Annotated in this window: 21 protein-coding genes and 2 pseudogenes; 17 read left to right on the forward strand and 6 right to left on the reverse strand. The window is 63.1% G+C overall.

Annotation, left to right across the window (positions count from 1 at the left end):
- The first annotated feature begins 45 nt into the window (after window positions 1-45).
- From K426_RS25390 to K426_RS25440, 11 genes are read left to right on the forward strand one after another with little or no spacing between them, the layout of a single operon-like run.
- Window positions 46-342, forward strand: a complete 297-nt coding sequence (locus K426_RS25390; protein WP_007406840.1) for a hypothetical protein — start codon at window positions 46-48, stop codon at window positions 340-342.
- Window positions 343-402: 60 nt separating this feature from the next.
- Window positions 403-1,680 carry a TolC family protein gene (locus K426_RS25395; RefSeq protein ID WP_013039111.1) on the forward strand — a complete coding sequence of 426 codons (1,278 nt, stop codon included), beginning with the start codon at window positions 403-405 and terminating at the stop codon, window positions 1,678-1,680.
- Complete coding sequence (locus K426_RS25400) at window positions 1,680-2,858, forward strand: efflux RND transporter periplasmic adaptor subunit (RefSeq protein WP_004212877.1); 1,179 nt, start codon at window positions 1,680-1,682, stop codon at window positions 2,856-2,858. The genes K426_RS25395 and K426_RS25400 overlap by 1 nt, the downstream gene beginning before the upstream one ends.
- A gap of 3 nt (window positions 2,859-2,861) precedes the next feature.
- The gene (locus tag K426_RS25405; RefSeq protein ID WP_004212878.1) at window positions 2,862-6,107 is read left to right on the forward strand and encodes an efflux RND transporter permease subunit; all 3,246 of its coding nucleotides are present in this window, start codon (window positions 2,862-2,864) and stop codon (window positions 6,105-6,107) included.
- Between the two features lie 53 nt (window positions 6,108-6,160).
- Window positions 6,161-6,649, forward strand: a complete 489-nt coding sequence (locus tag K426_RS25410) for an SRPBCC domain-containing protein (protein ID WP_013849881.1) — start codon at window positions 6,161-6,163, stop codon at window positions 6,647-6,649.
- Window positions 6,646-7,023: a hypothetical protein gene (locus K426_RS25415; protein ID WP_009824022.1), complete on the forward strand. Its 378-nt coding sequence runs from the start codon at window positions 6,646-6,648 to the stop codon at window positions 7,021-7,023. Before K426_RS25410 ends, K426_RS25415 begins: the two co-directional genes overlap by 4 nt.
- Before the next feature lie 47 nt (window positions 7,024-7,070).
- A complete protein-coding gene (locus K426_RS25420) occupies window positions 7,071-7,484 on the forward strand; it encodes a hypothetical protein (protein ID WP_004212881.1) in 414 nt (137 codons plus the stop codon).
- 3 nt (window positions 7,485-7,487) lie between these two features.
- The gene (locus K426_RS25425; protein ID WP_004212882.1) at window positions 7,488-8,174 is read left to right on the forward strand and encodes a ZIP family metal transporter; all 687 of its coding nucleotides are present in this window, start codon (window positions 7,488-7,490) and stop codon (window positions 8,172-8,174) included.
- Window positions 8,171-8,779 (forward strand): cation transporter, encoded by a 609-nt coding sequence (locus K426_RS25430; RefSeq protein ID WP_004212885.1) that lies wholly within the window; start codon window positions 8,171-8,173, stop codon window positions 8,777-8,779. Before K426_RS25425 ends, K426_RS25430 begins: the two co-directional genes overlap by 4 nt.
- Window positions 8,776-11,277 carry a heavy metal translocating P-type ATPase gene (locus K426_RS25435; protein ID WP_004212886.1) on the forward strand — a complete coding sequence of 834 codons (2,502 nt, stop codon included), beginning with the start codon at window positions 8,776-8,778 and terminating at the stop codon, window positions 11,275-11,277. The genes K426_RS25430 and K426_RS25435 overlap by 4 nt, the downstream gene beginning before the upstream one ends.
- Complete coding sequence (locus K426_RS25440) at window positions 11,274-12,023, forward strand: HAD-IIB family hydrolase (protein WP_004212890.1); 750 nt, start codon at window positions 11,274-11,276, stop codon at window positions 12,021-12,023. The genes K426_RS25435 and K426_RS25440 overlap by 4 nt, the downstream gene beginning before the upstream one ends.
- A 196-nt stretch (window positions 12,024-12,219) precedes the next feature.
- Here the strand turns inward: K426_RS25440 and K426_RS25445 are convergent, their stop codons facing one another.
- Entirely contained in the window at window positions 12,220-15,111 is a 2,892-nt protein-coding gene (locus K426_RS25445) for a Tn3 family transposase (protein WP_013849879.1), read from the reverse strand.
- Window positions 15,112-15,236: 125 nt separating this feature from the next.
- Here K426_RS25445 and K426_RS30615 point away from each other — a divergent pair.
- Window positions 15,237-15,350, forward strand: a pseudogene (locus K426_RS30615) (recombinase family protein); the annotation flags it as partial.
- Between the two features lie 47 nt (window positions 15,351-15,397).
- Here the strand turns inward: K426_RS30615 and K426_RS25450 are convergent.
- Entirely contained in the window at window positions 15,398-16,162 is a 765-nt protein-coding gene (locus K426_RS25450) for an IS6-like element IS6100 family transposase (protein WP_001389365.1), read from the reverse strand.
- Window positions 16,163-16,225: 63 nt separating this feature from the next.
- On the opposite strand from K426_RS25450, the pseudogene K426_RS25455 reads away from it, so the two are divergent.
- Window positions 16,226-16,960 (forward strand): annotated as a pseudogene (locus K426_RS25455) (Tn3 family transposase); the annotation flags it as partial.
- Here the strand turns inward: K426_RS25455 and K426_RS30625 are convergent.
- Complete coding sequence (locus K426_RS30625; protein ID WP_082749201.1) at window positions 16,923-17,372, reverse strand: MucR family transcriptional regulator; 450 nt, start codon at window positions 17,370-17,372, stop codon at window positions 16,923-16,925. The pseudogene K426_RS25455 and the gene K426_RS30625 overlap by 38 nt on opposite strands.
- 940 nt (window positions 17,373-18,312) lie before the next feature.
- On the opposite strand from K426_RS30625, the gene K426_RS25460 reads away from it, so the two are divergent.
- Window positions 18,313-19,590 (forward strand): EAL domain-containing protein, encoded by a 1,278-nt coding sequence (locus K426_RS25460; protein ID WP_145907753.1) that lies wholly within the window; start codon window positions 18,313-18,315, stop codon window positions 19,588-19,590.
- A 17-nt stretch (window positions 19,591-19,607) separates the two neighbouring features.
- Window positions 19,608-21,380, forward strand: coding sequence for an ATP-binding protein (locus K426_RS25465; RefSeq protein WP_081659699.1), 1,773 nt, complete (start codon window positions 19,608-19,610; stop codon window positions 21,378-21,380).
- On the opposite strand, the gene K426_RS31905 is transcribed toward K426_RS25465, so the two are convergent.
- Together K426_RS31905 and K426_RS25475 are read right to left on the reverse strand one after the other, a co-directional pair.
- Window positions 21,377-21,757 (reverse strand): hypothetical protein, encoded by a 381-nt coding sequence (locus K426_RS31905; RefSeq protein WP_158511787.1) that lies wholly within the window; start codon window positions 21,755-21,757, stop codon window positions 21,377-21,379. The genes K426_RS25465 and K426_RS31905 overlap by 4 nt on opposite strands.
- A gap of 405 nt (window positions 21,758-22,162) precedes the next feature.
- Window positions 22,163-22,591 carry a helix-turn-helix domain-containing protein gene (locus tag K426_RS25475; protein ID WP_021244690.1) on the reverse strand — a complete coding sequence of 143 codons (429 nt, stop codon included), beginning with the start codon at window positions 22,589-22,591 and terminating at the stop codon, window positions 22,163-22,165.
- Window positions 22,592-22,660: 69 nt separating this feature from the next.
- Here K426_RS25475 and K426_RS25480 point away from each other — a divergent pair, with 69 nt between their 5' ends.
- Complete coding sequence (locus K426_RS25480; protein WP_021244689.1) at window positions 22,661-24,097, forward strand: MFS transporter; 1,437 nt, start codon at window positions 22,661-22,663, stop codon at window positions 24,095-24,097.
- Window positions 24,098-24,128: 31 nt separating this feature from the next.
- Here the strand turns inward: K426_RS25480 and K426_RS25485 are convergent, their stop codons facing one another.
- Window positions 24,129-24,584 (reverse strand): carboxymuconolactone decarboxylase family protein, encoded by a 456-nt coding sequence (locus K426_RS25485; protein ID WP_021244688.1) that lies wholly within the window; start codon window positions 24,582-24,584, stop codon window positions 24,129-24,131.
- A gap of 202 nt (window positions 24,585-24,786) precedes the next feature.
- On the opposite strand from K426_RS25485, the gene K426_RS25490 reads away from it, so the two are divergent.
- Window positions 24,787-25,674 carry a sigma-70 family RNA polymerase sigma factor gene (locus K426_RS25490; protein ID WP_031290939.1) on the forward strand — a complete coding sequence of 296 codons (888 nt, stop codon included), beginning with the start codon at window positions 24,787-24,789 and terminating at the stop codon, window positions 25,672-25,674.
- The last annotated feature ends 1 nt before the right edge of the window (window position 25,675 follow it).

Raw genomic sequence — 25,675 nt, forward strand, 5'->3', positions numbered from 1 at the left:
AGAGGCAAGCTAGTGCGAGCCTTTTTGCCTTTCCTGACATGCCTGATGCTGGTCCTGACCAGCTTCTCCGGCATGGCCCATGCCGCCGATCTGGCGGGGGGAAGCATCGCGGGCGTTGAGTTCACGGTCCATACCGCCGGTGACATCGATCAGGTGCCATCGGACTCGGACAAGAATGTCCCGCATCATCACAATTATTGTCACGGACACGACGTCGGCGCGCCTGCGCGCACGACGATGGAATATACCCCCGTCCTCACAGTGCCCAAGCCGACAATCTCCGCCTCTGCGTCGCTCGACGGCCGCACCGGCATGGTCCATTTGAGGCCCCCCCAAGCCTGACGTCCGATTTGGGCGTGCGTTGGCGCGCCCCTGTCGATCATCGTCAGGAGTCCTATTTTCATGAATCGTATCCTCGCGGCCATGCTGGCCGCAGCGTCTTGCGCCACGATGGCGCAGGCGCAGGTCGGACCGTCCGCGCCTGTTGCGCAGGATGCGCCGGTCTACACGCTTGACCAAGCGGTCAGTGCAGCGGGCGGTTCGGCCCCTGCTGCGGAAGCGGCGACAGCTGGAATCGACGCGGCCCGTGCAGGTCGCACAGTCGCCGGCTTGCGGCCCAATCCGGTGGTTCAAGGCCAAGTCGAGAATGTCATCGGCTCCGGGCCGTATCGGGGGGTCCGCAGCGCGGAAACCACGGTCGGCTTTGCGATCCCGATCGAGCTAGGCGGCAAGCGCGGCGCCCGCGTCGCGGTCGCCAATGCGCAATTGTCCCGGGCCGAGATCCAGGCCGCGATCATCGCGGCGGATGTCCGGCTTCAGGTAACGCAGCTCTATGTCGAAGCGGTCGCGGCCGATCGCCGGGTAATGACAGCCCGCGATCAGGCCCGGATCGCCAGCGATGCGCTGCGGGCCGCGAGCGTTCGCGTGCAGGCAGGGCGGGCATCGCCACTCGAGCAACAGCGCGCGGATGTCGCGCGTATCAATGCCGACGCCAATGTGGAGCGGCAGCTTCGCTTGGCCGAGGCGGCCCGCGCCAATCTGGCGCGTCGGATCGGACGGCCGATCGACGGCCTGCTCGATGACACGCTGCTCGATCGCCTTCCCGATGTGAACGTCTATGGGCCGTTGGCACCGGTCAACACGACCGGCACACTCGCGCTGGCGGCAGCCAACGCGGATTTCTCCATTGCCGAAGCCGGCGTGCGGCTCGCGCGCGCCAATCGCGTGCCTGACCTGAACGTCGGGCCGTCGATCCGCCGCCTGGAAGCGACCAACGACATGGCGGCGGTGTTCAGCGTGTCGATCCCGATCCCGGTGTTCAACAATGGTCGCGCCGCGATTGCGCAGGCGACCGCGCAGCGGACCCAGGCGGATGCGCAGCGCCGCGTGACCGCGCTCGACATCGAACAGGCGATCACGGACGCGCAGGCGCAGGCGGCCAATGCCGCAACGACGGCTCGTGCGGCGTCGGGGCCGGCGCTGGCGGCTGCACAGGAGGCCGCCCGCATCGCGCGGATCGGCTATCGCGAGGGCAAGTTCGGCCAGCTCGAATTGCTCGATGCTGAACGCACGCTCGCCGAAACGCGGGTCGCCGCGATCGACGCGCTTGCCAATTACCAGAATGCCCGCGCGCAAGTGGAGCGACTGACCGCTCGTGCGCCCAATGGGGGGAATCAGTGATGAAGAGCTTTTATCTCGCGGGCGCGGCGTCGCTCGCCCTGCTCTTGGCTGCCTGCGGCGGCAAGGATGGCGGAAACGAGGCAACTGCCGAAGGCGCAGCTGCCAATGAGACGGCAGCGGGCACGGAAAAGGGCGGTGCTGAAGGCGGTCATGCCGGTGAAGGCGTCGTCACATTGGGTGCCGACCAGATCGCCACAGCGGGCGTCCAGGTCGGACGGCCGATCATCGGCGGGGCCGGGACGATCGAGCTGCCCGCGATCATCGAGGGCGACCCACAGGGAACGCAGGTCGTCTCGGCCGCAATTGCGGGACGCGTGGTCGCGCTCACCCGTAACCTCGGCCAATCGGTCGGACGCGGCCAGACCATTGCGGTCATCGAAAGCCGCGAGGCGGCGCAGATCAAGGGCGAGGTCGAGGCGGCGCGGGCGCGGCTTCAGCTCGCTAATTCGAACCTCGCGCGCGAACAGCGGCTGTTCGCGCAGAGAGTCTCCCCTGAACAGGATCTGATCGCCGCCCGCACAGCGGCGACGGAGGCGCGGATCGCCCTGACGCAGGCGCAGAGCATGGTTTCGGCGGCGGGTGTCGGCGGCGGCGGGCTCAACCGGCTCGGCATTGCCGCGCCGATCTCGGGCCAGATCATTGCGCGCCCCGTGACGCTGGGACAAACGGTCGCGGCGGATGCCGAACTCTATCGCATCGCCAACCTGAGCCAGGTGTCGATCGCGCTTAATCTCAAGCCCGAGGATGCGGGCCGGGTGCGTCCCGGCAATACGGTGCTGGTGAAGGCGGCAGGCCGTCAGGCGACCGCCCGCGTGACCTTCGTGTCGCCGGCGCTTGATCCGCAGACGCGGCTCGTGCCTGCGCTCGCCACCCTCGACAATCGCGGTGGCGAATGGCGGGTCGGCGAGCCTGTGACGGCAGCCGTGCAGCTGACGGGCAGCGGCGGGAGCGGGGCGGTCCGCGTGCCGACGACGGCGGTCCAGAGTTTCGAGGGCAAGTCGGTCGTGTTCGTGCGCACGCCCACCGGCTTCAAGGCGACCCCGGTCCAGCTCGGCGATGCGTCGGGCGACACGGTGATCGTCCGGTCGGGCCTGACCGGCAACGAACAGATCGCCACCACCGGAAGTTTCACGCTCAAGGCCGAGATCGGCAAGGGCGAAGCGAGCCACGAGGATTAAGCCATGATCGCCCGTATCGTAACCTGGGCGGTCGAGAAGCGCTGGCTAGTCCTGCTCCTCACCGTCATCGTCGCCGCCATCGGCGCCTTTTCCCTCTACCGGCTACCGATCGACGCGGTGCCGGACATCACCAACAATCAGGTCCAGATCAACGTCCGCGCGCCTGCCCTCTCGCCCGAGCTGGTCGAGAAGCAGGTGTCGTTTCCAATCGAAACCGCGCTCGCCGGCACCCCCGGCCTGGAATATACGCGCTCGTTGAGCCGCAACGGCTTCGCGCAGATCACGGCGGTCTTTTCGGACGCGACGGACATCTATTTCGCCCGCCAGCAGGTGGGCGAGCGTCTGCGGGGCGTGCAAGAGAATCTGCCCGACGGCGTGAACCCTGAAATGGGTCCGATCGCGACAGGCCTGGGCGAGGTGTACATGTACACCGTTCGTCTCGATCATCGCGAGGACGACAAGCACAAGCCCGGTGAACCGGGCCAACAGCCCGATGGCAGCTACATCACGCCAGAGGGCGAGCGACTGACGACCGAAGAGGACAAGGCGACCTACCTGCGCACCGCGCAGGACTGGATCGTGACGCCGCTTCTGAAGACCACACCGGGCCTCGCCGGTGTCGACTCGATTGGCGGTTACGCCAAGCAGTTCCTCGTCGTGCCCGACGTGCAGAAGCTGGCCTCGCTCGGCATCACGCTGACGGACCTGGGAAATGCGCTGGAGCGCAATAACACCAGCGTCGGCGGTGGCTTCGTCAATCGCAATGGCGAAGGTCTGGCTGTTCGCTCGGATGCGCTCGTTCGCAATGCCAGCGAGTTGGCCAGGACCGTGATCGCGACACGTAACGGCGTGCCGATCACGGTCGAACAAGTTGCGACTGTGAAGACGGGTCAGGCGATCCGCATGGGTTCGGCATCGGAGAACGGTACCGAAGTCGTCGTCGGCACGGCGATCATGCGGATCGGCGAGAACAGCCGCATCGTGTCGACCGCGGTCGCTGAGAAACTGAAGACGATCAACGCTTCGCTGCCTCCTGACGTCGTAATTCAGCCGGTGCTGAACCGCACCGAGCTGGTCAATTCGACGATCAAGACGGTCGCGAAAAACCTGTCCGAAGGCGCGGTGCTGGTCATCGTCGTGCTCTTCCTGCTGCTCGGCAACTTCCGTGCGGCCCTGATCGCGGCGTTGGTCATCCCGATCACCATGATGCTGACAGGCTTTGGTATGCTGCGCGCTGGGGTCTCGGCCAATCTGATGAGCCTTGGGGCTTTGGACTTCGGTCTGATCGTCGACGGCGCCGTCATCATTGTCGAAAACGCGCTGCGCCGGCTTGCCGAGCAACAGCATCATGAAGGCCGATTGCTCAGCGTCAAGGAACGGCTCGCGACCGTGGCAGCCGCTGCGCGTGAGATGATCCGTCCCTCTGTGTACGGGCAGGCAATCATCATCCTCGTCTACGTACCGCTGCTCACGCTGACCGGCGTGGAGGGTAAAACGTTCGGACCGATGGCGCTGACCGTCATCATCGCGCTCGCCTTCGCCTTCATCCTCTCTCTCACCTTCGTGCCGGCGATGATTGCGATCTGGCTGTCGAAGAAGGTCGAGGAGAAGGACGGCCGCATCATCACGTGGCTGAAGAAGCGCTACGAACCCGGTCTCGACCGGGCCATGAAGCGCCCGACGCTGACGATCGGTGCGGGTGTGGGAAGCCTTGTGGTGGCGGCGCTTGCTTTCACTACGCTCGGCTCGGTGTTCCTGCCGCAGCTCGACGAAGGCGATTTGCTGATCCAGTCGCTCCGCATTCCGGCAACGTCGGTCCAGCAGAGCCAGGCGATGCAGGTGCCGATCGAGCGGATGATGTCGAAGCAGCCGGAGGTGCAATTCGTCTATTCCAAGACGGGCACCGCCGAGCTGGCGGCCGACCCGATGCCGCCGAACGCGACCGACATGTTCGTCATCCTGAAGCCGCGCAAGGATTGGCCGGATCCTGAGCTTCCCAAGGAGGAGCTGGTCAGCCGGATCGAGGGTAATCTCGCGAAGATTCCGGGAAATGCCTACGAGATCACCCAGCCCATCCAGATGCGCTTCAACGAGCTGATCGCCGGCGTGCGCGGCGACATCGCGGTGAAGGTGTTCGGGGACGACTTCAACCAGATGAACCGGACGGCCGAGCAAATCGCGGCGGTGCTGCGCAGAACGCAAGGCGCAGCGGACGTGAAGGTGGAGCAGACGACCGGTCTTCCCATGCTCGACATTCGCGTCAACCGCGACGCGATGGCGCGGTTGGGCGTTACGGCTCAGGATGTGCAGGACACCGTGACTGCGACGATCGGCGGGCGAACATCGGGCCAGATCTTCGAGGGCGACCGTCGCTTCCCCGTGGTGATCCGCCTGTCGGAGGCGCAGCGTGCCGACATCGGCCTGCTCCAACAGGTGCAGGTGCCGGTGGCAGGCGGCGGCTATGTACCGCTGTCCAGCGTCGCCGAGATCAAGGTGGTCGATGGTCCGAACCAGATCAGCCGCGAGAACGGCAAGCGGCGCGTGGTGGTGCAAGCCAACGTGCGTGGCCGCGACGTCGGATCCGTCGTGGCGGATGCGCAGGCGGCGATCGGCAGCCAACTCCGGCTGCCTGCCGGCACCTATCTCGAATGGGGCGGCCAGTTCGAGAACCTCCAATCGGCAAGCGAACGGCTGAAGCTGGTCATTCCGGCTTGCTTCATTTTGATCCTGCTGCTCCTCTACGGGGCGTTGGGATCGGTCCGCGACGCCGCGATCGTGTTCACCGGCGTGCCTTTCGCGCTGGTGGGCGGCGTCCTGTTGCTGTTCCTGCGGGGCATGGACTTCTCGATCTCGGCGGCAGTGGGCTTCATCGCCCTCTCGGGCATCGCGGTCCTCAACGGCCTCGTCATGGTCAGCTCGATCCAAGATCTGATCCGATCAGGGATGAGCCGCGAGGAAGCCGCGCATGTTGGCGCGATGCAGCGTCTGCGACCCGTCATCATGACCGCGCTAGTCGCCAGCCTCGGCTTCGTGCCGATGGCGCTGGGCGAAGGCGCCGGCGCAGAGGTTCAAAAGCCTTTGGCGACGGTCGTCATCGGCGGTCTGATCTCGGCGACGCTTCTTACGCTGTTCGTGCTGCCGACACTCTATGCCCGGTTCGGGCAGAAAGTGATCGAGAAACCCGAGCACTACAATGAGGAGCATGAAGGGGACGACCACGGTCAGACCTTCGTGAACAACTTGGCCTGATGGATGGGCGGGGCGATCCGCGATCGCCCCGCCCATCTCTGGGAGATGGGGATATGCCTCGCACCATAACCAGCTCGATGCTTCACGGCGGGCCACTGCGCATCTGGTCGGCACTCACCGATCCGGATCATCGCCGGGCGTGGAGTCCGCTCGTATTTCTCGATGATCCGTCCCGGCTCGGCGACACAGAATGCACCTTTGCGATCCAGGGCATCACCCGGCCAATTCGGACGCCAGCACGGATTGATCGATTCGATAAACCGCACGCCTTCGCTTGGTCCTGCGGCATCCCCTATCTGTTCACGCTCGAAGAGCGGTACGAGCTGGCGGGGGACGATGGCGGCACCAGGCTAACGCATAGCTGCACGCTGCGCGGGGCGCTCTCCCTGCCGTTCGCGGCGATGATGTTGCGCCGCCTGCGATCCCTGATGGTCGAATCTGACGATCGCCTCGCAACCTATCTCCGCTGGCGGGTAGGTCAGCCTGCCCGGGCTATCAATCGTCAGCGCGTCCCCTTCCGCTGCAGGAGGAAGGCGCGATGATGATGCACTGTAAGCGGGTGCTGCCCGCCGTCATCCTCGTTGTCGGGCTCGCGGCGTGCTCGGAAAGAAAGCCGCCAGCCCCGCCAACGGAGCAGCAGATCCATTCGTCCGACAGCGCCGTGGCGACCGGGGAAATGGGGCGGCATAGATATCGCTGTTCCGACGGGGAACCGCTGTTCGTCGATTACAAGGACAACGGCCTGCAGATCGATTTGCGGCGCTCCAACGGGGGACCGCCGATGATGCTGACCGCGCCAGCGCAGGGCCTGCAATATGTCGGCGAAACAGCCACCGCGACCTTCAAGGGGTCGCAGCTCACCATCGTGGAAGGCGATGGCCGTACCCGGATCTGCGAGCAGGAAGGCACGCGATGAACTGCCCTGCCTTCGAACGCCACAGGGCGCTTCGTCGGAAGAGACCGATGTCTGACACGTCGATTTCAAATGTGACAACCTTGTGCGGCCTGAATCGGGCCGGTCTGGCGATCGCGCGCCTCGGCGTCGTTCTCGTCTCCGGGGCGGTTATAGGGGCGTGTAATCCAGCGCCGACCCAGCCTACCGAGCCGGCGCATGAAAAGCATCTGACGTCGAAACTAATCGCGCAGCGCATCATGTACTGCGACGACGGCACACGCGCCGATGTCGACTTCATCGATGACGGCTTGAAAATGGCCGTCACCTGGCTGCCGAAGGGCAGGACCGAGATCCTGCGCGCGCAGCGAACCGGTGACGAGTTTCGCGGCGACCATTCGCGGGCTGTCGTGGCGGGCGGATCGATCGCGTTCACGCGACGCGGGAAGATCCGCGTCTGCCACCGAACCCCGGAGGAGTCCTAGGAAATGCAGGCACTGCTCTATACGCTTGCGCCTGTGCTGGCGGTCGTGCTCGGCGCGATTGTCGCGAGCCGCACCAAGTTGAAACCTGGCCTCGTGGCGGGCCTACAGCATCTCGCTGCCGGCGTCGTGTTCGCGGCGGCAGCGACCGAAATCCTGCCGCAGGTCAAGCATGAGGCATCGCCCAGCGCGACGTTGATCGGCGGGGCGGCGGGCGTCGCGACCATGCTGGGGCTCAAGGCTCTTGAGGCCCGCTTCAAGGGGCCGATGGCGCTACTCGCCGCGATCGGCATCGACATTCTGGTCGACGGCCTGGTGCTCGGCCTCGCTTTCGTGGCGGGCGAGAAGGCAGGTCTCCTGCTGACGATCGCGCTCACTCTGGAAGTGTTATTTCTGGGACTGACGCTGACCGACGAGCTGGCGGAAACCTATCGCTCGCGCTTGCGCATCATCGTGATCGTCTCGGCATTGGCCCTGCTGCTGCCGATCGGCGCGCTCGCTGCCGTGCCGGTCGCCGCGCTGTCGCCGGTGATGATCGCCGGCTTCCTCAGCTTCGGGCTGATGGCGCTGCTCTACCTCGTCACGGAGGAGTTGCTGGTCGAGGCGCACGAGAAACCCGACACCCCGCTCATCAGCTCGATGTTTTTCGTCGGCTTCCTGGCCCTGCTGACACTTGAGGAGATGATGGGATGATCCCGGGCAACGACAACAATGGCGGGCAGGAGCGCCGCACACTGTGGATCGTCCTGCTGCTGAACGCGGCGATCGCTGCGGGCTTCTTCGTTTCCGGCTTCTTCGCGGACTCGAGCGCGCTGATCGCCAACGGCGTCGACAACCTGTCCGATACGGCTGTGTATGCGCTGAGCCTTGTGGCGCTCACCCGGGGCCAGACATGGAAGACACGCGCCGCGGTCGCTTCGGGCGTCATGCTGCTGATCTTCGCGGGCGGCATCTTGATCGATGTCGGACGGCGCTACGTGCAGGGCAGCGAGCCCATCGGACCTACCATGATGGTCATGTCCGCGATCGCCGGCGTCGTGAATTACCTCTGCCTGCGGCTGCTCCAGCGCCTCAAGGATCCGGACGTCAATCTCCGGGCCGCAACCACCTTCAGCTTCAACGACTTCATTTCCAACGGCGGCATCCTGATCGCCGGCGTGCTGGTGCTGTGGTTGGGTACCAATTGGCCGGACCTGCTGGTCGGCTTCGCCACCGCCATCATCGCCATCAAGGGCGGTGTCGAAATCCTGCGCGACGCGCGCGCCGAAACCAAGAAAAGCGAAAGGAGGTCGTCATGAACGACAAGCTCGAACTCGACATTCCAGTGTTGTTGCCGGACCTTCCTGACGCGGCCGATGCCTGCCTGGACCGTCTCGTATCAACCCTGTCAAAGCGCGAAGGTGTCGAGCGGGCGCATGTGATCTGTCTCGACGGCAACACGCCAGCGGCGCTGTGCATCCATTTCGATGCCGCCAAGCTGCCGCTGCCACGGTTGCGCGAAATGGTGCGCGCCGCAGGTGCCGAAATCACCGAGCGCTACGGCCATGCGATCTGGCAGGTGACGGGGATCAACCACGAACGTCGGGCGCGCACGGTCAGCGATGCGCTGTGCGCCTTGCCCGGCGTGGTCCAGGCAAGCGCCAGCACCAGCGGGTCTGTCCGGGTCGAATATGATCGCCGCGAAACCACCGAAGAGGAGGTGCGCGCTGCGCTTCGCAAGCTGAAGGTGAGGGTGGGCAAGCGGGTCGCTGCCGATGAACATGCCGGCCACGACCACGGCCCCGGGGGCCACGGCGCGGGCGAAGAGAAGCACGGCCCCGGCGATGGCCACGACCATAGCCACGCCGAATTTCTCGGCCCCAATACCGAGCTGATCTTCGCGCTCGCCTGTGGCGCGCTGCTGGGGATCGGCTACGCGATCGAGAGGCTGGTCGCTGGCGCGCCCGAATGGCTGCCGACCGCCTGCTATATCGCAGCCTATTTCTTCGGCGGATTCTTCACGCTGCGCGAGGCGATCGACAACCTCCGGATGAAGAAGTTCGAGATCGACACGCTGATGTTGGTCGCTGCGGCCGGCGCCGCTGCGCTGGGCGCATGGGCCGAAGGTGCGCTGCTGCTGTTCCTGTTCAGCCTCGGCCATGCGCTTGAGCATTATGCAATGGGCCGCGCCAAGAAGGCGATCGAGGCGCTGGCGAAGCTCGCGCCCGAAACCGCGACCGTGCGACGCGGCGGGCAGACCAGCGAAATCCCGGTCGAGCAGATGGTCGTCGGGGACATTGCCATCGTCCGCCCGAACGAGCGCCTGCCTGCCGACGGCTTCGTCATCAAGGGCACCAGCGCGATCAACCAGGCCCCGGTCACGGGTGAAAGCATCCCGGTCGACAAGGTGCCGGTCGCAGATGCCGCAGCGGCACGCGCCAAGCCCGATGCAGTCGACGCGGAAAGCCGGGTTTTTGCTGGTACGATCAACGGCGGCGGCGCGATCGAGATCGAGGTGACACGCCGTTCCAATGAAAGCGCGCTTGCCAAGGTCGTGAAGATGGTGAGCGAAGCGGAGACGCAGAAGTCGCCGACGCAGCGCTTCACCGACCGGTTCGAACGGATCTTCGTGCCCGCCGTCCTGGTCCTGTCAGTGCTCCTGCTGTTCGCATGGGTGGTCGTCGACGAGCCGTTCCGCGACAGCTTCTATCGCGCGATGGCGGTGCTGGTGGCGGCAAGCCCGTGCGCGCTCGCGATCGCAACGCCGAGCGCGGTCCTGTCGGGCGTTGCCCGTGCAGCGCGGGGCGGCGTGCTCGTGAAGGGCGGTGCACCGCTCGAAAACCTCGGGTCGCTCAAAGCGATCGCTTTCGACAAGACGGGCACGCTGACCGAAGGTCGTCCGCGCATCACTGATGTCGTGCCCGTCGATGGCGCCGATGAAGGCGAGTTGCTGGCGCTGGCTGTCGCCGTCGAAGCGTTGAGCGACCATCCCCTGGCCCAAGCGATCGTCAAGGACGGCCGCGAACGTCTGAACGATCGTGCCGTGCCGACTGCCGGCGACCTCAAGAGCCTGACCGGTCGGGGCGTCACCGCGAGCGTGGATGGCGAGACGGTGTGGATCGGCAAGGCCGAGATGTTCGGAAGTGAGGGCATTCCGGCGCTGGGGCAGGGCGCGCAGGACGCAATCGCGAAGCTGCGCGAGAACGGCCGCACGACAATGGTGGTCCGCAAGGGGGACCGCGACCTGGGCGCGATCGGCCTGATGGACACGCCTCGCGAAGCTGCCAAGACCGCGTTGCGTCGGCTGCACGAGATGGGCGTGTCGCGGATGATAATGATCTCCGGCGATCACCAGAAAGTCGCCGAAGCGATCGCCGACGAAGTCGGGATCGACGAAGCGTGGGGCGACCTCATGCCCGAAGACAAGGTTGCCGCGATCAAGAAGCTCGCCGGCGAAGACAAGGTCGCGATGGTGGGCGACGGCGTGAACGATGCGCCGGCGATGGCAAGCGCCACGGTCGGCATCGCGATGGGCGCGGCGGGGTCGGACGTTGCGCTGGAGACAGCCGACGTGGCGCTGATGGCCGACGATCTGGCGCACCTGCCATTCGCAGTCGGTCTTAGCCGCCATACCCGTGGAATCATCCGGCAGAACGTCTTCGTCAGCCTGGGTGTCGTCGCCTTCCTGGTGCCTGCTACCATCCTCGGCCTCGGCATTGGGCCAGCGGTGGCGGTTCATGAGGGATCGACGCTGCTCGTCGTCATCAATGCGCTCAGGCTGCTCGCCTACCGCGATCCGGCAGGGAAGGCGGCATGAAGTGGCTGATCGCCTTCGACCTCGACGGCACGCTTGCCGAGAGCAAGCGGCCGTTATCGGAGGATATGGCCGCAATCCTCGCCCGATTGCTCGCCATCACGGATGTGGCGGTGATCTCGGGCGGGGACTGGCCGCAGTTCGAAAAGCAGATCGCCTCGCGCCTTCCTGCCGGCGTCGCGCTCGACCGTCTCTGGTTGATGCCGACCACAGGCACGAAACTCTATCGGTTCATCAATGGCGCTTGGCGCGCGGTCTATGCCGAACTGTTCGACGACGCGGAGAAGGCGAAGATCCGCACGGCCTTCGATCAGGCGCTGACCGATGCCGGTCTCGCCGACGAACGTATCTGGGGCGAACGGATCGAGGACCGGGGCAGCCAGATCACCTTTTCGGGCCTGGGGCAGGCAGCGCCGCTGAAGGAAAAGGAAGCGTGGGATCCTGACCGAAAGAAGAGGACCGCGTTGCAGGCCACGTTGCGCGCGAAGCTGCCGGAGCTCTCGATCAATCTCGGTGGCACGACATCGATCGACGTGACCAGAGCAGGGATCGACAAGGGCTATGGCCTGAAGCGCCTGAGTGCCGAGAGCGGTGTCCCGCTCGACGGGATGCTGTTCATTGGGGATGCGATATTCCCCGGTGGGAATGACTATCCCGCTGCTGAAATCGGCCTCGACACAGTGAGGGTGCGCGACGTCGCGGAAACCACCGCCGTCGTGACCGCCATCATCGCGTGTCTGCACCGATAGGATCAAGATACATGGTCGGCTCCATCGCGGAATGCCGCATTGTCAAAGCTCTGGCTTCTGTCGCTTAGGGCAGCGCTTCCTAAAACGAAAAGAAGGCAATGTGCGCGTCTCCGCGAACAAAGCCTCCAGCGATCAATCTAAGAGATTCCGCCGCGCTTCTCAATCGTAGGGGGCGTTTGCGGGAGGGGGCGGAATCCTACGCTAAGGATTTGGGCCAGCGATATTCCCCGGTTAGATTGATGTGTTCCCATCCCAACGGCGAGACGTGGGCGAGTAGATCAGGCGCGATATGGGTACCGCTGGCGGCCCGGGTATTGACGACCTCGCCGAGCTTCATGGTGTTCCAGAATATGATGATGGCGGCGAGCAGGTTCATTCCGGCGATGCGATAGTGCTGGCCTTCGCCGGATCGATCCCGGATTTCACCTCGGCGGTGGAAGCTGATGGCGCGCTTTAGGGCGTGGTGGGCCTCACCCTTGTTGAGGCCGATCTGAGCCTGGCGCTGGAGGCCGGCATCAAGAATCCAGTCGATCATGAACAGGGTTCGCTCGATGCGGCCCACCTCTCGCAATGCGAGGGCCAGCTCATTCTGGCGCGGGTAAGAGGCGAGCTTGCGAAGAATCTGGCTGGGGGCGACGATCCCCGCTGCGATCGTCGCCATGATGCGCAGGATGTCGGGCCAGTTGCGCTCGATGAGCGGTTCATTGATCTTACCTCCGACCAGCGCTCGCACATTGGCCGGCGTCGCGTTGGGCGTGAAGGCATAGAGTCTTTTCTGAGGGAGATCGCGGATACGGGGGGCGAACCTGTAGCCGAGCAAGGCGCAGGCGGCGAACACATGATCGGTGAAGCCGCCCGTGTCGGCAAAATGCTGGCGAACGCGGCGGCCCGCGTCATTCATGAGCAGCCCGTCCAGGATATAGGGAGCCTCGCTGACCGTTGCCGGGATCACCTGGGTTGCGAACGGCGCATATTGATCGGACACATGGCTGTATCCCTTGAGGCCCGGGACGTTGCCATATTTCGCGTTGATCAGATTCATCGCCTCGCCCTGCTCGGTAGCAAGGAAGAACTGCCCGTCGCTGGATGCCGATTGCCCTTGTCCCCAGAAGGCGGCCATGGGCAGGGCGGCGTGGGCCTCCACGATCATGGCGAGCGCCCGATCATAGGCGCTGCCTTCGACATGCCAGCGCGCGATCCGCAGCAATTCCCAGAAGCTGTGCGTGTTGGTCGCCGCCGCCATCTTGCGCAAACCGAGATTGACGCCTTCCGCCAGCAACACGTTCATCAGGCCGATCCGGTCGCTGCAGGGCGCGCCGGTGCGCAGATGCGTGAACGCCTCGGAAAATCCGGTTCGCTCATCGACTTCCAGCAACAGATCGGTGATCCTCGCGGGCGGGAGCTGTTGATAGAGATCGAGCACGAGATCCTCGGCCCCTTCGGGCGTGTCGGCCCTCAGCTTGTCGATGTGCAGCTTGCCGTTCTCGATGATGCCGCCTGGGATCGTGCCGGTTCGCGCCGCGCGGCCAAACTCCTTCAGCCGTGTATCCAGTCGAGCCCTGCGCTCGGCCAGCCATTCGCCGGGTCGCAGCGGCACGGCGAGCCGCGCGGTCTGCTCTATCGCCTGTGGCGGGACCAGAAGCTGCTTGAGGTCGCCATAGCGGCGCGATCCCGCCAACCATATGTCACCGGACCGGAAGGCGTCGCGGATGTGGAACAGCACCGCGATTTCCCAAAGCCGGTGGTCGCCGCTGGGCTCAGCGCAAAGATGACGATGCCATTTCGAGTTGGGACGTAGAAAATCCACCGGCGGATCGACCTTGATCCCGTTACGCAGCATCGCAACGGCCGCCAGAAGAGGCGTGGCGATCGGCGCCGCCTGCATGTCGAGCAGGCGCAGCATCCTGGGCGCGTAGAGGCGGAAACGGTGATAGCCGTCCAGCACACGGCTGAGCGGGTCGGCCGCGAGCACGTTGGTCAGCGCGGAGGCCGTGGCGACAAGGGTTCTGAACCGTTCCCAGCCAGGACCGGTGGCGATTATCCCGTCCAGGGCCGTGCCATCGTCCTGCGCTCCAAGCAAAGCACCACCGATTTCGGCAAAGGACTTCAGCGTGTCCCGAACGGCCGCCTTTTCGTCGGCGATCCTGGTGTTGCAAAGGCGTTCGGAGGCCCGATAGAGACGGCCTACGATGCGATCGTGGGTCTCCACGATGACATCGGCCAGCGATGACCGCCATTCCAGGGTGCAGACAGCGAGGATCGCAAGCCGCCTGTCTTCGGGCAGATCACGCATGCCGTCGGCGTAATAGCGCTCGCCCTGCCGGCGAAGCCGGGTCACACGATGCGCCGGCACGCCGTCCAGCAAATCCGCCGGAAGATCGAACCTTTGAAGATATTCCAGTCGATCCATCAGCCGGTTAGCGGCTGCTGAATTTGCGCCAACCTCGAACTGTCGCAGCCATACGAAGCGCGTGACGCGACCATCCACCGTATCCTCCAACAGGTGAGCCAAATTCTCGCTCAGGGTTGGCGTGATGCGATGGGCGATAAGATCCTCGATCCGGCGCTCGGCCTCAACCAGCGCATCGGCGCAAAGGCGCTCGATCGTCGAGGAGCCGGGAAGGATCGTGCGGGTGCGGCGACACTCCGCAACGAAGCGACGGGCAAGATCCTCATTCGATGTCGCCGCCTCGGCTTCCCGAGCGATCCATTCGCGCAAATCCCGTGCGCCCCGCCCCGAAAAGGAGCGATAGCCGTAGATTCGGCGAAGGTCCGCCAGATGCTCGTGCCGGGTCTCCTCGCGCGCGGCATAGAGGAGTAGATCGTCGCTGGTCAGGCCGAGCTGGGCCGCGATGAAATCCGATACCTGCGCCGGGATCAACTCGCCAGGAGCGAGCACCCGGCCCGGGTAGCGCAGGACGCACAGTTGCAGCGCGAAGCCAAAACGATTGTGGGCGCGCCGGCGCTGGCGGATATGCCCGAGATCCTCATCGCTGAGGGTATAGTGCCGCAGCAGCTCACCTTGATCGACCGGCAAGTGAAGCAGCGCCTCGCGCTGTCGATCGGTCAGGGTCACGCGACGCGGCATACATGCTCCTTATTCTTTCCGAGCTACGGTTTGAGATAGCTTGATTGAGATGCTGGTTAAGATACACAATAGCCCAATCTTATGTGCTCATGTTCGTCACCGCCTCAAACCTTCGTTTGTGATCCATGCTGATCGGCTACGCCCGCGTGTCCAAAGCCGACGGCTCGCAGTCGCTCGACCTGCAGCACGATGCCCTTCGCGCTGCCGGTGTCGAGCCAGGCAATATCTATGAGGCTCTGTTGCAAAGATTGGCGGCAGTCAGAGGTAGGCTGTCGCTCTGCGCCGATCAGGCGGCTGCTGCGAAATGGTGGTTGAGCATGCCCATGGCCTCCGTCAGCGCCGAGGGCCCAATGCCAAAAGCTCTCTCCACAAGGCGCACCTCGCCCCTGATGCCGGGCTGCAGGCACCAGGGGCGAGCCTGTCCTTTGCGCAGGGCTCGCATGACTTCGAATCCCTTGATCGTGGCATAGGCCGTGGGGATCGATTTGAAACCGCGCACCGGCTTGATCAGTATCTTGAGCTTTCCGTGATCGGCCTCGATCACGTTATTGAGATACTTCACCTGCCGGTGGGCCGTCTCCCGGTCCAGCTTTCCTTCGCGCTTCAATTCGGTGATCGCTGCACCATAGCTCGGCGCTTTGTCGGTATTGAGCGTGGCAGGCTTTTCCCAGTGCTTCAGGCCTCGCAGGGCCTTGCCCAGGAACCGCTTCGCTGCCTTGGCGCTGCGGGTCGGCGACAGGTAGAAATCGATCGTGTCGCCCCGCTTGTCGACTGCCCGGTACAGGTAGGTCCACTTGCCCCGCACCTTGACGTAGGTTTCATCCAGGCGCCAGCTCGGATCAAAGCCACGCCGCCAGAACCAGCGCAGCCGCTTCTCCATCTCCGGGGCGTAGCACTGGACCCAGCGATAGATCGTCGTATGGTCGACCGAAATGCCGCGTTCCGCCAGCATTTCCTCAAGGTCGCGATAGCTGATCGGATAGCGACAATACCAGCGCACCGCCCACAGGATCACATCACCCTGGAAATGGCGCCACTTGAAATCCGTCATCGTTCCGTCCGTCCAATCTCCGCCAAGCATGCTCAAGCTTCACGATTTTTGCAACAGAGCCGCGAGGCGCCCTATATTCTCGACGGGCTGCTGATGAACGATGCAGGCCGCCATGTCCGTCAGCATTTCGCCGACACGGGCGGCTTTACCGATCATGTGTTCGCCGCCTGCGCCCTTCTAGGCTACAGGTTCGCGCCGCGCATCCGTGACCTGCCTCAAAAGCGGCTCTATGCCTTCACTCCCAGCGCAACGCCCGCCAACGTGCGGGGTCTGGTCGGCGGGAAAATCAACGAACCCCTGATCGAGCGGAACTGGCCCGACATCCTGCGCATCATGGCCACGATCGCCGCCGGCATTGTCGCCCCCAGCCAGATTCTACGCAAGTTGGCATCCTATCCTCGCCAGAACGAATTGGCGCTCGCCCTTCGGGAAGTCGGCCGGGTCGAACGAACCTTGTTCATGATCGACTGGATTCTCGACGCCGGCTTGCAGCGCCAGGCCCAGATCGGCCTCAACAAAGGCGAAGCCCATCATGCCCTGAAGCGCGCTATCAGCTTCCATCGGCGCGGTGAAATCCGGGATCGCTCAGGCGAAGGCCAGCATTATCGCATCGCCGGCATGAACTTGCTGGCCGCCACCATCATATTCTGGAACACGATGAAGCTCGGAGAAGTCGTCAGCAGCCGAGCCGCTGATGGCTTTGCCGTCCCGCCCCATCTCCTCGCCCATGTCTCGCCGCTGGGATGGGAGCACATCAACCTCACCGGCGAATATCGCTGGCCCAAATCCTTAGCGTAGGATTTCGCCCCCTCCCGCAAACGACCCCTATCTTATGGGCGAGTTCCCGGCGTTGGTTCGTGTAGCTCGGAGCCGCCATCGGGTAATCGGCCGGCAGCCCCCATTTGGCGCGATATTCCTCGGGACTCATCTGGTAACGGGCCCGCAGGTAACGCTTCAATGTCTTGAGCTTCTTCCCGTCCTCAAGGCAGACAATATAATCTTCCTTAACAGAGGAACGAACAGGAACCGCAGGTTCCCGCCGTGAAATGGGCTCAGCTTCATGACCCGAAAGGCCTGACAAGGCAGTATGGACACTTTTGATCATGTTGCACAAATCTTCAACCGCCATCGGGCTGTTGGAAACGTTGGCTGAGACGATGCTGGCGGTTAGTGAGACGAGAGAATCCTTATCTTCTTCAATTCCAGTCATTTCTTCCCCCAAACCTCTGCGACACAAGTTAAGAATGGTGAATGCACCATAGCGATTGCCTCTAATATCTTCAATTGACAAATTTAATGGACCGTTAATGCCTTTGGAATACCCCTAACGATATAGGGCGGCGAAAAGTTACAACAATTTCAGTGCTTTTATCGTCCTCGCGCTCTCGTCAAGCGGGCGCGCGCCGACTAACCCGATACCGGCACGTCATATCTTTCAGCCGAGCGGGAAATCGGTTCACTCACATTGCCGGGAAGCCGTGAACAAATAATTAAGCGATACCTCGCGCCGCGATATAAGTAATGACACGGATTCGAATGGAGAGTGCTGCCTTGCAATTCTTTCGATTCCTGACCGATGGTCATCCGCCCCCGGATTGGCGGCATCCCGCCAAGGAGTGACCATGGTCAATCTTGATGCCGGCCAGCCCCGTTCCTGTGGGGTCATCCTTGCAGGCTGCGGCGCGCGCGTCCGAGCGGGGTAGGGGCTGGTCGTTTCAGCGGATCGTTCGCCGATTGGGGCGGGAGCCGGGTTTTCCTGGAAGGGCTGCTGGAGCCGCCGGCCAGGGCGGGCAGGTGGGCGTGGCCCTTGCCTCGCGGCACCTTCCAAGGTTCGGGGAGGGTCGGTGTTAGAACGCTTGGGCGTCGTCCTGGTTGCCAGACTTGCGCGGCACAAGCCTCGCGCGCCAATTGATGCTCACCCGAAACGATGGAATGGAAAAGCAATCAGTCTGCAAAATCGTAACATGAAGTCATTTATGTTCGATGCCGCCTAGATAAGAATATCATACGCCATTCATTCGCTTCACTGGCTCGATTTGAATATGTCCAATCAAAGGAAATAAGCGTAGGGTAACATTCTCGCACAAAGGATTCGATTGATGAATCCATGGGAATGCCTATAGGATCGGACGGTCAAGGAGGCGATAGCAGTGGGTAGGCAGGAGGCAAGTTTCTTCAGGGCAAGCACTGCCTTGCGCCCGCCTGCGCTCTATCTTGTCGCCTCTATCGCCAATCTCCAGGCAATTGAACTGGCCTTCGGACATGAGGCGCGCGCCGCTGCCCTGGGCCGGCTTCGCGCGGCAATGAGGCGGGTCGTGCCGCGGGGCGAGATGATCGAGCTGGAAAATGCCGAAGCTATCCAGGTTGTGGCGCATGGGCGGAGCGCGGCAGGCCCTCTGCTCGATCGACTTTGCGCAGATCTTGGATCGCGGCCGATCATGTCGGAAATCGGCCCCTTTTATATCGTACCGAGCCTTGGGGCTGCCGAGATCGGCGTGGGGGATGTCGAGATGGCGAGGATGAACGCTCGCAATCAGATAGCAGCTTTGCCCCTTGTCAGCGGAAGATCCGAAATATCGAGATACCGGGAGGATATGAGGCAATGCGCCAGTCTCCTTGAGAATATCGACAGGGGCGGCGCCGCGCTCGTCTGGCAGTCGGTTGTTTCACCCGAGCACGAGAGCCGTCTCCTCTATTTCGAGGGGTTGCTGCGGCTGTGTGGGGAAGATGGAGAGCTTCGCGCCTGCGAGGCCGGGATCCGTGCGCTTGAGCGGGTGGGATTGGCGCCAGAGCTCGATCGAAGGATGATGGCGCTGGTGCTCGATCACCTGGAAGCAGATCCGGTCATACGCCTTGGCGTCAATATTTCAGCGAGCAGCGCGTCTCTTCACCGCTATGGCAAATTTGCGACCTGGTGCGACCTCCTGTCTCGCCTTGCGCGTCATCCCGATCTGGCGCGCAGGCTGGTGATCGAGATCACGGAGACCGCCGAGATTCCGTCGCTCGACGAGGCAGGCGAGTTCATATCGCGGATGCAGGATCTGGGCTGCCTGGTCGCGATCGACGATTTCGGCGCGGGCCGTGCGTCGGTCATGCAGACCGCCGCTTTGCTGGCCGATATCATCAAGATCGATGGCGGCTTCATCCGGGACGCGATGCAGGATGAACGGCGTCGTGCGACCTTTGAACATCTTGTGGGCCTCGCCCGATCGCTCGCGCCGGCGGTCGTGGTGGAAGGGGTGGAAACGGCAGGCCAGGCCGAACTTGCACGCCAGGCCGGTGCCCAATGGCTACAAGGCTATCATTTCGGCCGCCCTTCACTGACGCGTGCACTGAGCGCTCCGCCCGAAGCAAGGACCATCTGGGCTCTTGGGAATTTTCGCGACTGGTTCCATCCCCTACCAAAAGCGGCGCATGCGGGCCGATGAAGGACACAGGTAAGATCATGCAAACAGGATGCACGCCCCTGTCAGACGGCAATGGCGCACAAGACACGCCAGGCGGCCTCCTGTCCTCCCGGTGGACGATCGCTGCGAGCGCGATGGCGCGGCTCTCGGAAGCAGGGAATCTGAGCGAAGTGGTCGAGATCCTGCGCGATTCGGCGCGCGCCGCTGTCGGCGCCGATGGAATAGCGGTGGTGCTGCGCGATGGGGACCAATGCCATTATTATGCGGAAGACGCTATGGAGGGACTGTGGGAAGGAATGCGCTTTCCCCAGGAAACCTGCGTTTCCGGCTGGGCCATGCTCAATCGGGAATCCGCGGCCATCCCCGACATCAGGCTGGATCCCAGGATACCGCAGGAAGCCTATCGGCAGACCTTCGTCAAAAGCATGCTGATGGTTCCCATCGGCGCCGCCCGTCCGGTGGCGGCGCTTGGGGCTTATTGGGCCGCGACCGGACATCCCGATGCCGATGAAGCGGCGATCCTGGAGTCACTGGCCCATGCAGCGTCGACGGCCCTCGCCAATGGACGACTGGTTGCTGAAATGGCGCAGCTCAACCGAAGCCTTGAGGAGAGGATCGCAGAGCGCACGAGGGAACTTGAGGCGGCCCATCAAAAGCTGCTCCAGACGCAGAAGCTGGAGCTCATGGGGCAACTGACCGGGAATGTGGCGCATGATTTCAACAATCTGCTTTCACCGATCATGACAAGCCTGGATCTCATCCTTCAGACTAACCCATCGCAGGATCCAACCCAGGCGCATGCGCAAATGGCGATGGAGTCGGCCGAGCGGGCCCGGGCGCTCGTTCAGCGCCTGCTCGCATTCGCGCGCCGTCAACCGCTGACCTCGACCGCTGTGGATGTACGCTCTCTTCTCAAGGGAATGGAAGCGCTGCTTTCAAGCACCGTGGGCGCACGCATCGAGTTGCGGGTCATGGTTCCGCCCAATCTGCCCAATATATTGGCCGACCGCCAGCAACTGGAGATCGCGATCCTCAATCTTGCCGTGAACGCGCGTGATGCAATGCCCGAAGGCGGCGTTCTTTCCATCTCCGCAACCTATCCATCGGCCCCCGGGGATAGTGAAGACAAGCGCGATTCCTTCCTTCGATTGACGGTGAGCGACGAGGGCGGCGGCATGGACGAGGCGACCAAGGCCAAGGCGCTTGAGCCCTTCTTCACGACAAAGCCGGCCGGTGCTGGCACGGGGCTGGGCCTGGCGATGGTGCATGGCGTCGTGCAGCAGCTTGGGGGCGCCATGGACATCAGGAGCGAACTGCATGCCGGAACCGATATAAGTCTCTGGTTGCCTATCACGCACACGGCCATCGCCCCTCGTCCCACCCCGAGGATCGCGGCCGTCGGAGCGGAACTTGGCGGGATTGCGATCATCGTCGATGATCATCAGCTCGTCCGCAGGGGGACTGCCGCGATGTTGCGGGAGGAGGGCTACACGGTCGTTGAGGTCGCTAGCGCCGAAGAATGCCTGGCGAGACTGGACGAGGGGGTGCAACCGCAAATCCTCATAACCGATCATGTAATGCCGGGCATGACGGGTCTCGACCTCGTGCGAAGCCTGGCGGAGTCCCACGCCCATGTCGCGATGATCCTTGTCTCGGGCCATGACGGCCTGGACGAGGCGCCCGGTGATGTTGTCCGCATGACAAAGCCGTTCCGCCAGCATGAACTGCAGGCCGCGATCGCCCAGGCGCGCCGGCAGGTCCAGTCGCGGGCGCCGACGCCCGCCGCGCTCATGCGCAAGCGCGCGGGTTAGCCGACTGCAACTGGTCCAGCACGCACCCGGGGTAACACGCCATTGCGGCGGTGGCCTGCGTAAAAAGCGCAGAAAATTCCTCGCATTATGCTTCTTGCCTGCGGCGAAATTCGCCCGACCGGACGATGGCGACGCCTGTTTCCCGAACCCTGCATATCGATTAGGCGGTAGAAATGGACGTCCCGGCCCTCTATGCTCAGATTATCCGCGCTATCGGGGATGGCACTGGCGCTGCCGACAGCCTGCTTCACGTGCATGCCGGAATGGTCATCCTTGTCCTTAGCAGGCTTGTGACCGGCAGGCGCCTTTCGACGCCGATACCCCTTCTGACGGTCGCCCTTTTCGAGGCAGGGAATGAAATTCTCGATCGTCTCCATTACGGCTCGTGGCGATGGCACGATACCTCGCTGGACATTGTGAACACCTTGTTCTGGCCTCTGGTTCTGTATGTCGGGCTTCGCTGCTTTCCCCGGTCGCATCATTAGCCGAAGAGGATCGGCGTGCTGGACGGGGAACAATTGACAGGATCAAGATCAATGAGCAGCGTGGCGCCGCAAGCATGAAGAGGGGGCGCCGACGACGCTGCATGCCAGCCCCGGCTTTTTCGCGACGATGCCCGTAACATCGATGGCTTGCCCTCCAGCTGTGCTTTCCAAGCGGTCTCCCCTGGCGTTTCAAGCCATGACCTTCCCGCATGTTACTGCCAGCGGTTTCGCGTCGGCCGGCTTGTCGGATGAAGGCCATGATAGCAAACAGGTTCCTGCATGGTCACCACGATCCGATTATATTGTGCGTCCTCCTTTGGGACGAGACCTGTTGCTTCGCGCCGCGGCGATCTTCAGCAATCGTCGGAAGGAAGGGCATTCCATATGGCTGGGAGCGGGACAGGTGGCGGCATGGCGGAGGCCATTTCTGAGAGCTGCGAGTTGCCCGATGGTCGTCTCCAATTCTTCTGCCTTTGCGCTGAGTAACTCTCGATCCAGTTGTGCGGGCGGCTCACGGCCGAACATCGCGGCGATCTCATCGAGCGTAAAACCAGCCATGCGTCCCAGCGCGATCAAAGCCAGCCGGCCTAATATGTCCGGCTCGAAGGTGCGACGGAGGCCTCGCCGGCCCAGTGATATGATCAGTCCCTTTTCCTCGTAAAATCGCAGCGTGGAGGCGGGCAAGCCCGATTGCTTCGCTACCTCGGCAATGTCGAGAAGTTTCATGCTTGACCTCAAGTCGACTTGAAGTGGCATCGTGCAGCCCAAGGTGATTGGTTGCAAGGGCAATAAGAGATGCTGCAGGTCGAGAAGCTGGACAGGTTGGAGTGCGCACGGGACGCTCAGATTGAGGGAGGACTGGCTGGTTGGCCCCTGGCCGGGCTTTCCCTCGCAATGCTGATGCCTTCGCTCGCGACAAGCGCCACCAACATGGCGCTGCCCCATCTATCGCGGGAATTCGGCATATCTTTCCAGTCCGCTCAATGGATTGTCCTAAGCTATCTGTTGACGGTAACGTCCATGGTCGTGAGCGCCGGACGCATCGGCGACATGATCGGGCGACGCAGGCTCATGCTCGGCGGCATCGCCATCTTCACCTTGGCTTCGGCATTTTGTGCGGTGGCCCCGACATTTGGAGTGCTGGTCATCGCTCGCCTGGTGCAAGGCGGGGGCGCGGCAATCATGATGGCGCTGACGATGGCTTTTGTCGGCGATGTTGTGCCTGCGGCGCGCACGGGTCGGGCGATGGGACTGCTGGGCGCCATGTCGGCTGCCGGAACGACGTTGGGCCCAGCCCTGGGCGGCATGCTGATCGGATGGGCGGGCACCAGCATGATTTTCCTTGTGAACGTCCCAATTGGACTGCTGACTTTTCTGCTTTTGCATCGCGCCTTGCCGATGGCAAAGTGCGTGGCAGCAAAAGACAGCGCCAAGGGCTTCGACTTGCCTGGCTTGGCGCTGATGACCGTGGCGCTGACGGCCTGTACCCTGGCGCTTACGATCGGCCATGGCGATTTTGGCTGGCGCAACATCGGCCTGCTGTCAGCTGCGATAGCGACAGCTATGATGTTCCTTGTTGTCGAAGGGAGGGTGGCATCGCCCCTGATCCGGCTGGGATTGTTCCGCAGCCCGGTCATCCGCTCCAGCCTTGGAACAAGCGTCTTGGTATCGTCTGTCATGATGACGACGCTGATCGTCGGCCCTTTCTACTTGAGTGACGCGCTTGGGCTTGGGCCTGCTATATCGGGCATCTTCCTGTCGGCAGGGCCGCTGGTGGCGGCACTCGCAAGCTTTCCTGCCGGACGATGTGTCGATCGTTTCGGCTGCAATCATGTGGGTTTCGTCGGTCTTTTTGCCCTGCTGGCAGGATGCTGCGCCCTGATCTGCCTCCCGCTTTCCTGGGGAACTGCAGGCTATGTGGCCGCCGTCATGACGATCACCGCGGGTTATGCCCTGTTCCAGGCCGCCAACAACAGCGCGATCATGGCAGCTGCCGATGCTGCTGAACGGGGTGTCGTCTCCGCGCTTGTCGGTTTATCGCGCAATCTGGGGCTGGTCATGGGAGCCTCGGCCATGGGAGCGGTATTTGCGCGCGGCGTGGGTGGACTGAATGTCAAAGCGGCGAGCCCGCAGGCCATCGCGTCCGGAATGCATCTGGCTTTTACGCTGGCGGCGGCTCTCCTGGTGGCCGCAATTCTGCTCGGGTTCAATGGTCGACCCCGCCGCGATTGACAGGCAGGATCGAGCCGTCGCCGGAGGGTTTTCAGGCCTGGGCCTTCACAGGCAGGCGGAACGGTGCGCCGAGGCGATTGAAGGCATTCATTGCAGCGATGGCGATGGTGAGATCGACCAGATCCTTAGGCTCGAACGCCGCCGCCGCAGCCGCATAAGCGTCGTCGGATGCGTGCGTTTCGCTGACGAGCGTGACCTCCTCGGCCCAGGCCAGCGCCGCACCATATTGCTCGGGAAACAGGTGCGGGACTTCAGACCACACCGGGACCAGCGCGGCCTTGTCGATCGGCATCGTCTTGAGCAGGTCTCGCATGTGCAGGTCGATGCAATGGGCGCAGCCATTAATCTGTGAGACCCGCAGGAAGACGAGGTGCATCAGTTCCTCCGGCAGATTTGTGCCGGTGGTGAGATAGTGTTGAATGCCAAACAGCGCCTTTGCCCCCTGCGGCGCGACTTCATGCCAGATCAGCCTATTGTTCTTGCTCATGATGCTATCCTTCGTTTCGGCGCCGCACAGCGATGCCCGCCGACTTGACGAGGCAGATGCCAGGAGTGTGACATGCTTTCGAAATATTGATCGGACGAGACCAGGCCTATGTCACACTCAAGGGGGCTGCATCGTCCAGGACAACGTCATAAAGGAGGCGCCAGTGTCAGTGGGCATCAGCGGCGGTAGCGAAGGGCAGAAGATGTCGCGGATCGATCAACGAACCGCCGACTTCCAGGCGGAGCAGAAGCGATTGCTGCGCTTGGCCTACCGCATGCTGGGCTCGATCAGTGATGCAGAGGATGTCGTTCAGGATGCGTGGCTGCGCTGGGAACGGGCAGAGGGAGGGATCGACTCCCCAAAAACATATCTGACGCGGATTGTGACCCGGCTATGCATTGACCGACACAAGTCGGCACGCGCGCGCCGCGAGGTGTATGTCGGGCCGTGGTTGCCCGATCCGCTGATCGGTGCTGACGAACCGAATGAGATGATTGCCAACGATATTACGGTCACACTGATGCTCGCCATGGAGCGCCTTTCCCCGCTGGAGCGAGCGGCATTTCTTCTCCACGACGTGTTCGACGTGACATTGGCAGATGTTGCTATCACGCTTGGTCGCGAGCCCGCTGCTGTTCGTCAACTTGCGTCCCGGGCGCGCAAACATGTGCAGGACGCCCGCCCACGGTTCACGGTCGAGGCAGCAGAAGCAGACCGGATCACTCGCGCCTTCTTCACCGCCGCGCGCGATGGCGACACAGAGCGGCTCTCGGAGATTCTGGCACGGGATGTGGAGATTCACACCGATGGTGGGGGGAAGGCCCTGGCTTTCCGTAATATCGTGCACGGCATCGACCGCGCGTTGCGACTGTTCGCTGGGCTTCGGCGGAAGAAGGCGACTCCCCCGACGCTCTTGCGCACCGCGCGGATCGACGGTTTGCCGGGCTATCTCAGTGTGGATCGGGGCGGTGTGGTGCAGACAACGGCGCTCGACATACGCAATGGCCGCATCTGCGCCATCTACATCGTAAGGAATCCCGACAAGCTGGCTCATATCTCGATCGTGGGACAAAGATTGGCGCGAAGCTGAG

It is taken from the genome of Sphingobium sp. TKS (assembly GCF_001563265.1).
Taxonomy (GTDB): domain Bacteria; phylum Pseudomonadota; class Alphaproteobacteria; order Sphingomonadales; family Sphingomonadaceae; genus Sphingobium.

What these genes read in the sequence shown, in the direction of transcription:
- K426_RS25390 (WP_007406840.1), top strand. Translation starts at nt 46, where the DNA reads ATGCTGGTCCTGACCAGCTTCTCCGGCATGGCCCATGCCGCCGATCTG.
- K426_RS25395 (WP_013039111.1), top strand. Translation starts at nt 403, where the DNA reads ATGAATCGTATCCTCGCGGCCATGCTGGCCGCAGCGTCTTGCGCCACG.
- K426_RS25400 (WP_004212877.1), top strand. Translation starts at nt 1,680, where the DNA reads ATGAAGAGCTTTTATCTCGCGGGCGCGGCGTCGCTCGCCCTGCTCTTG.
- K426_RS25405 (WP_004212878.1), top strand. Translation starts at nt 2,862, where the DNA reads ATGATCGCCCGTATCGTAACCTGGGCGGTCGAGAAGCGCTGGCTAGTC.
- K426_RS25410 (WP_013849881.1), top strand. Translation starts at nt 6,161, where the DNA reads ATGCCTCGCACCATAACCAGCTCGATGCTTCACGGCGGGCCACTGCGC.
- K426_RS25415 (WP_009824022.1), top strand. Translation starts at nt 6,646, where the DNA reads ATGATGATGCACTGTAAGCGGGTGCTGCCCGCCGTCATCCTCGTTGTC.
- K426_RS25420 (WP_004212881.1), top strand. Translation starts at nt 7,071, where the DNA reads ATGTCTGACACGTCGATTTCAAATGTGACAACCTTGTGCGGCCTGAAT.
- K426_RS25425 (WP_004212882.1), top strand. Translation starts at nt 7,488, where the DNA reads ATGCAGGCACTGCTCTATACGCTTGCGCCTGTGCTGGCGGTCGTGCTC.
- K426_RS25430 (WP_004212885.1), top strand. Translation starts at nt 8,171, where the DNA reads ATGATCCCGGGCAACGACAACAATGGCGGGCAGGAGCGCCGCACACTG.
- K426_RS25435 (WP_004212886.1), top strand. Translation starts at nt 8,776, where the DNA reads ATGAACGACAAGCTCGAACTCGACATTCCAGTGTTGTTGCCGGACCTT.
- K426_RS25440 (WP_004212890.1), top strand. Translation starts at nt 11,274, where the DNA reads ATGAAGTGGCTGATCGCCTTCGACCTCGACGGCACGCTTGCCGAGAGC.
- K426_RS25445 (WP_013849879.1), bottom strand. Translation starts at nt 15,111, where the DNA reads ATGCCGCGTCGCGTGACCCTGACCGATCGACAGCGCGAGGCGCTGCTT.
- K426_RS25450 (WP_001389365.1), bottom strand. Translation starts at nt 16,162, where the DNA reads ATGACGGATTTCAAGTGGCGCCATTTCCAGGGTGATGTGATCCTGTGG.
- K426_RS30625 (WP_082749201.1), bottom strand. Translation starts at nt 17,372, where the DNA reads ATGACTGGAATTGAAGAAGATAAGGATTCTCTCGTCTCACTAACCGCC.
- K426_RS25465 (WP_081659699.1), top strand. Translation starts at nt 19,608, where the DNA reads ATGCAAACAGGATGCACGCCCCTGTCAGACGGCAATGGCGCACAAGAC.
- K426_RS31905 (WP_158511787.1), bottom strand. Translation starts at nt 21,757, where the DNA reads ATGGAGACGATCGAGAATTTCATTCCCTGCCTCGAAAAGGGCGACCGT.
- K426_RS25475 (WP_021244690.1), bottom strand. Translation starts at nt 22,591, where the DNA reads ATGAAACTTCTCGACATTGCCGAGGTAGCGAAGCAATCGGGCTTGCCC.
- K426_RS25480 (WP_021244689.1), top strand. Translation starts at nt 22,661, where the DNA reads ATGCTGCAGGTCGAGAAGCTGGACAGGTTGGAGTGCGCACGGGACGCT.
- K426_RS25485 (WP_021244688.1), bottom strand. Translation starts at nt 24,584, where the DNA reads ATGAGCAAGAACAATAGGCTGATCTGGCATGAAGTCGCGCCGCAGGGG.
- K426_RS25490 (WP_031290939.1), top strand. Translation starts at nt 24,787, where the DNA reads ATGTCGCGGATCGATCAACGAACCGCCGACTTCCAGGCGGAGCAGAAG.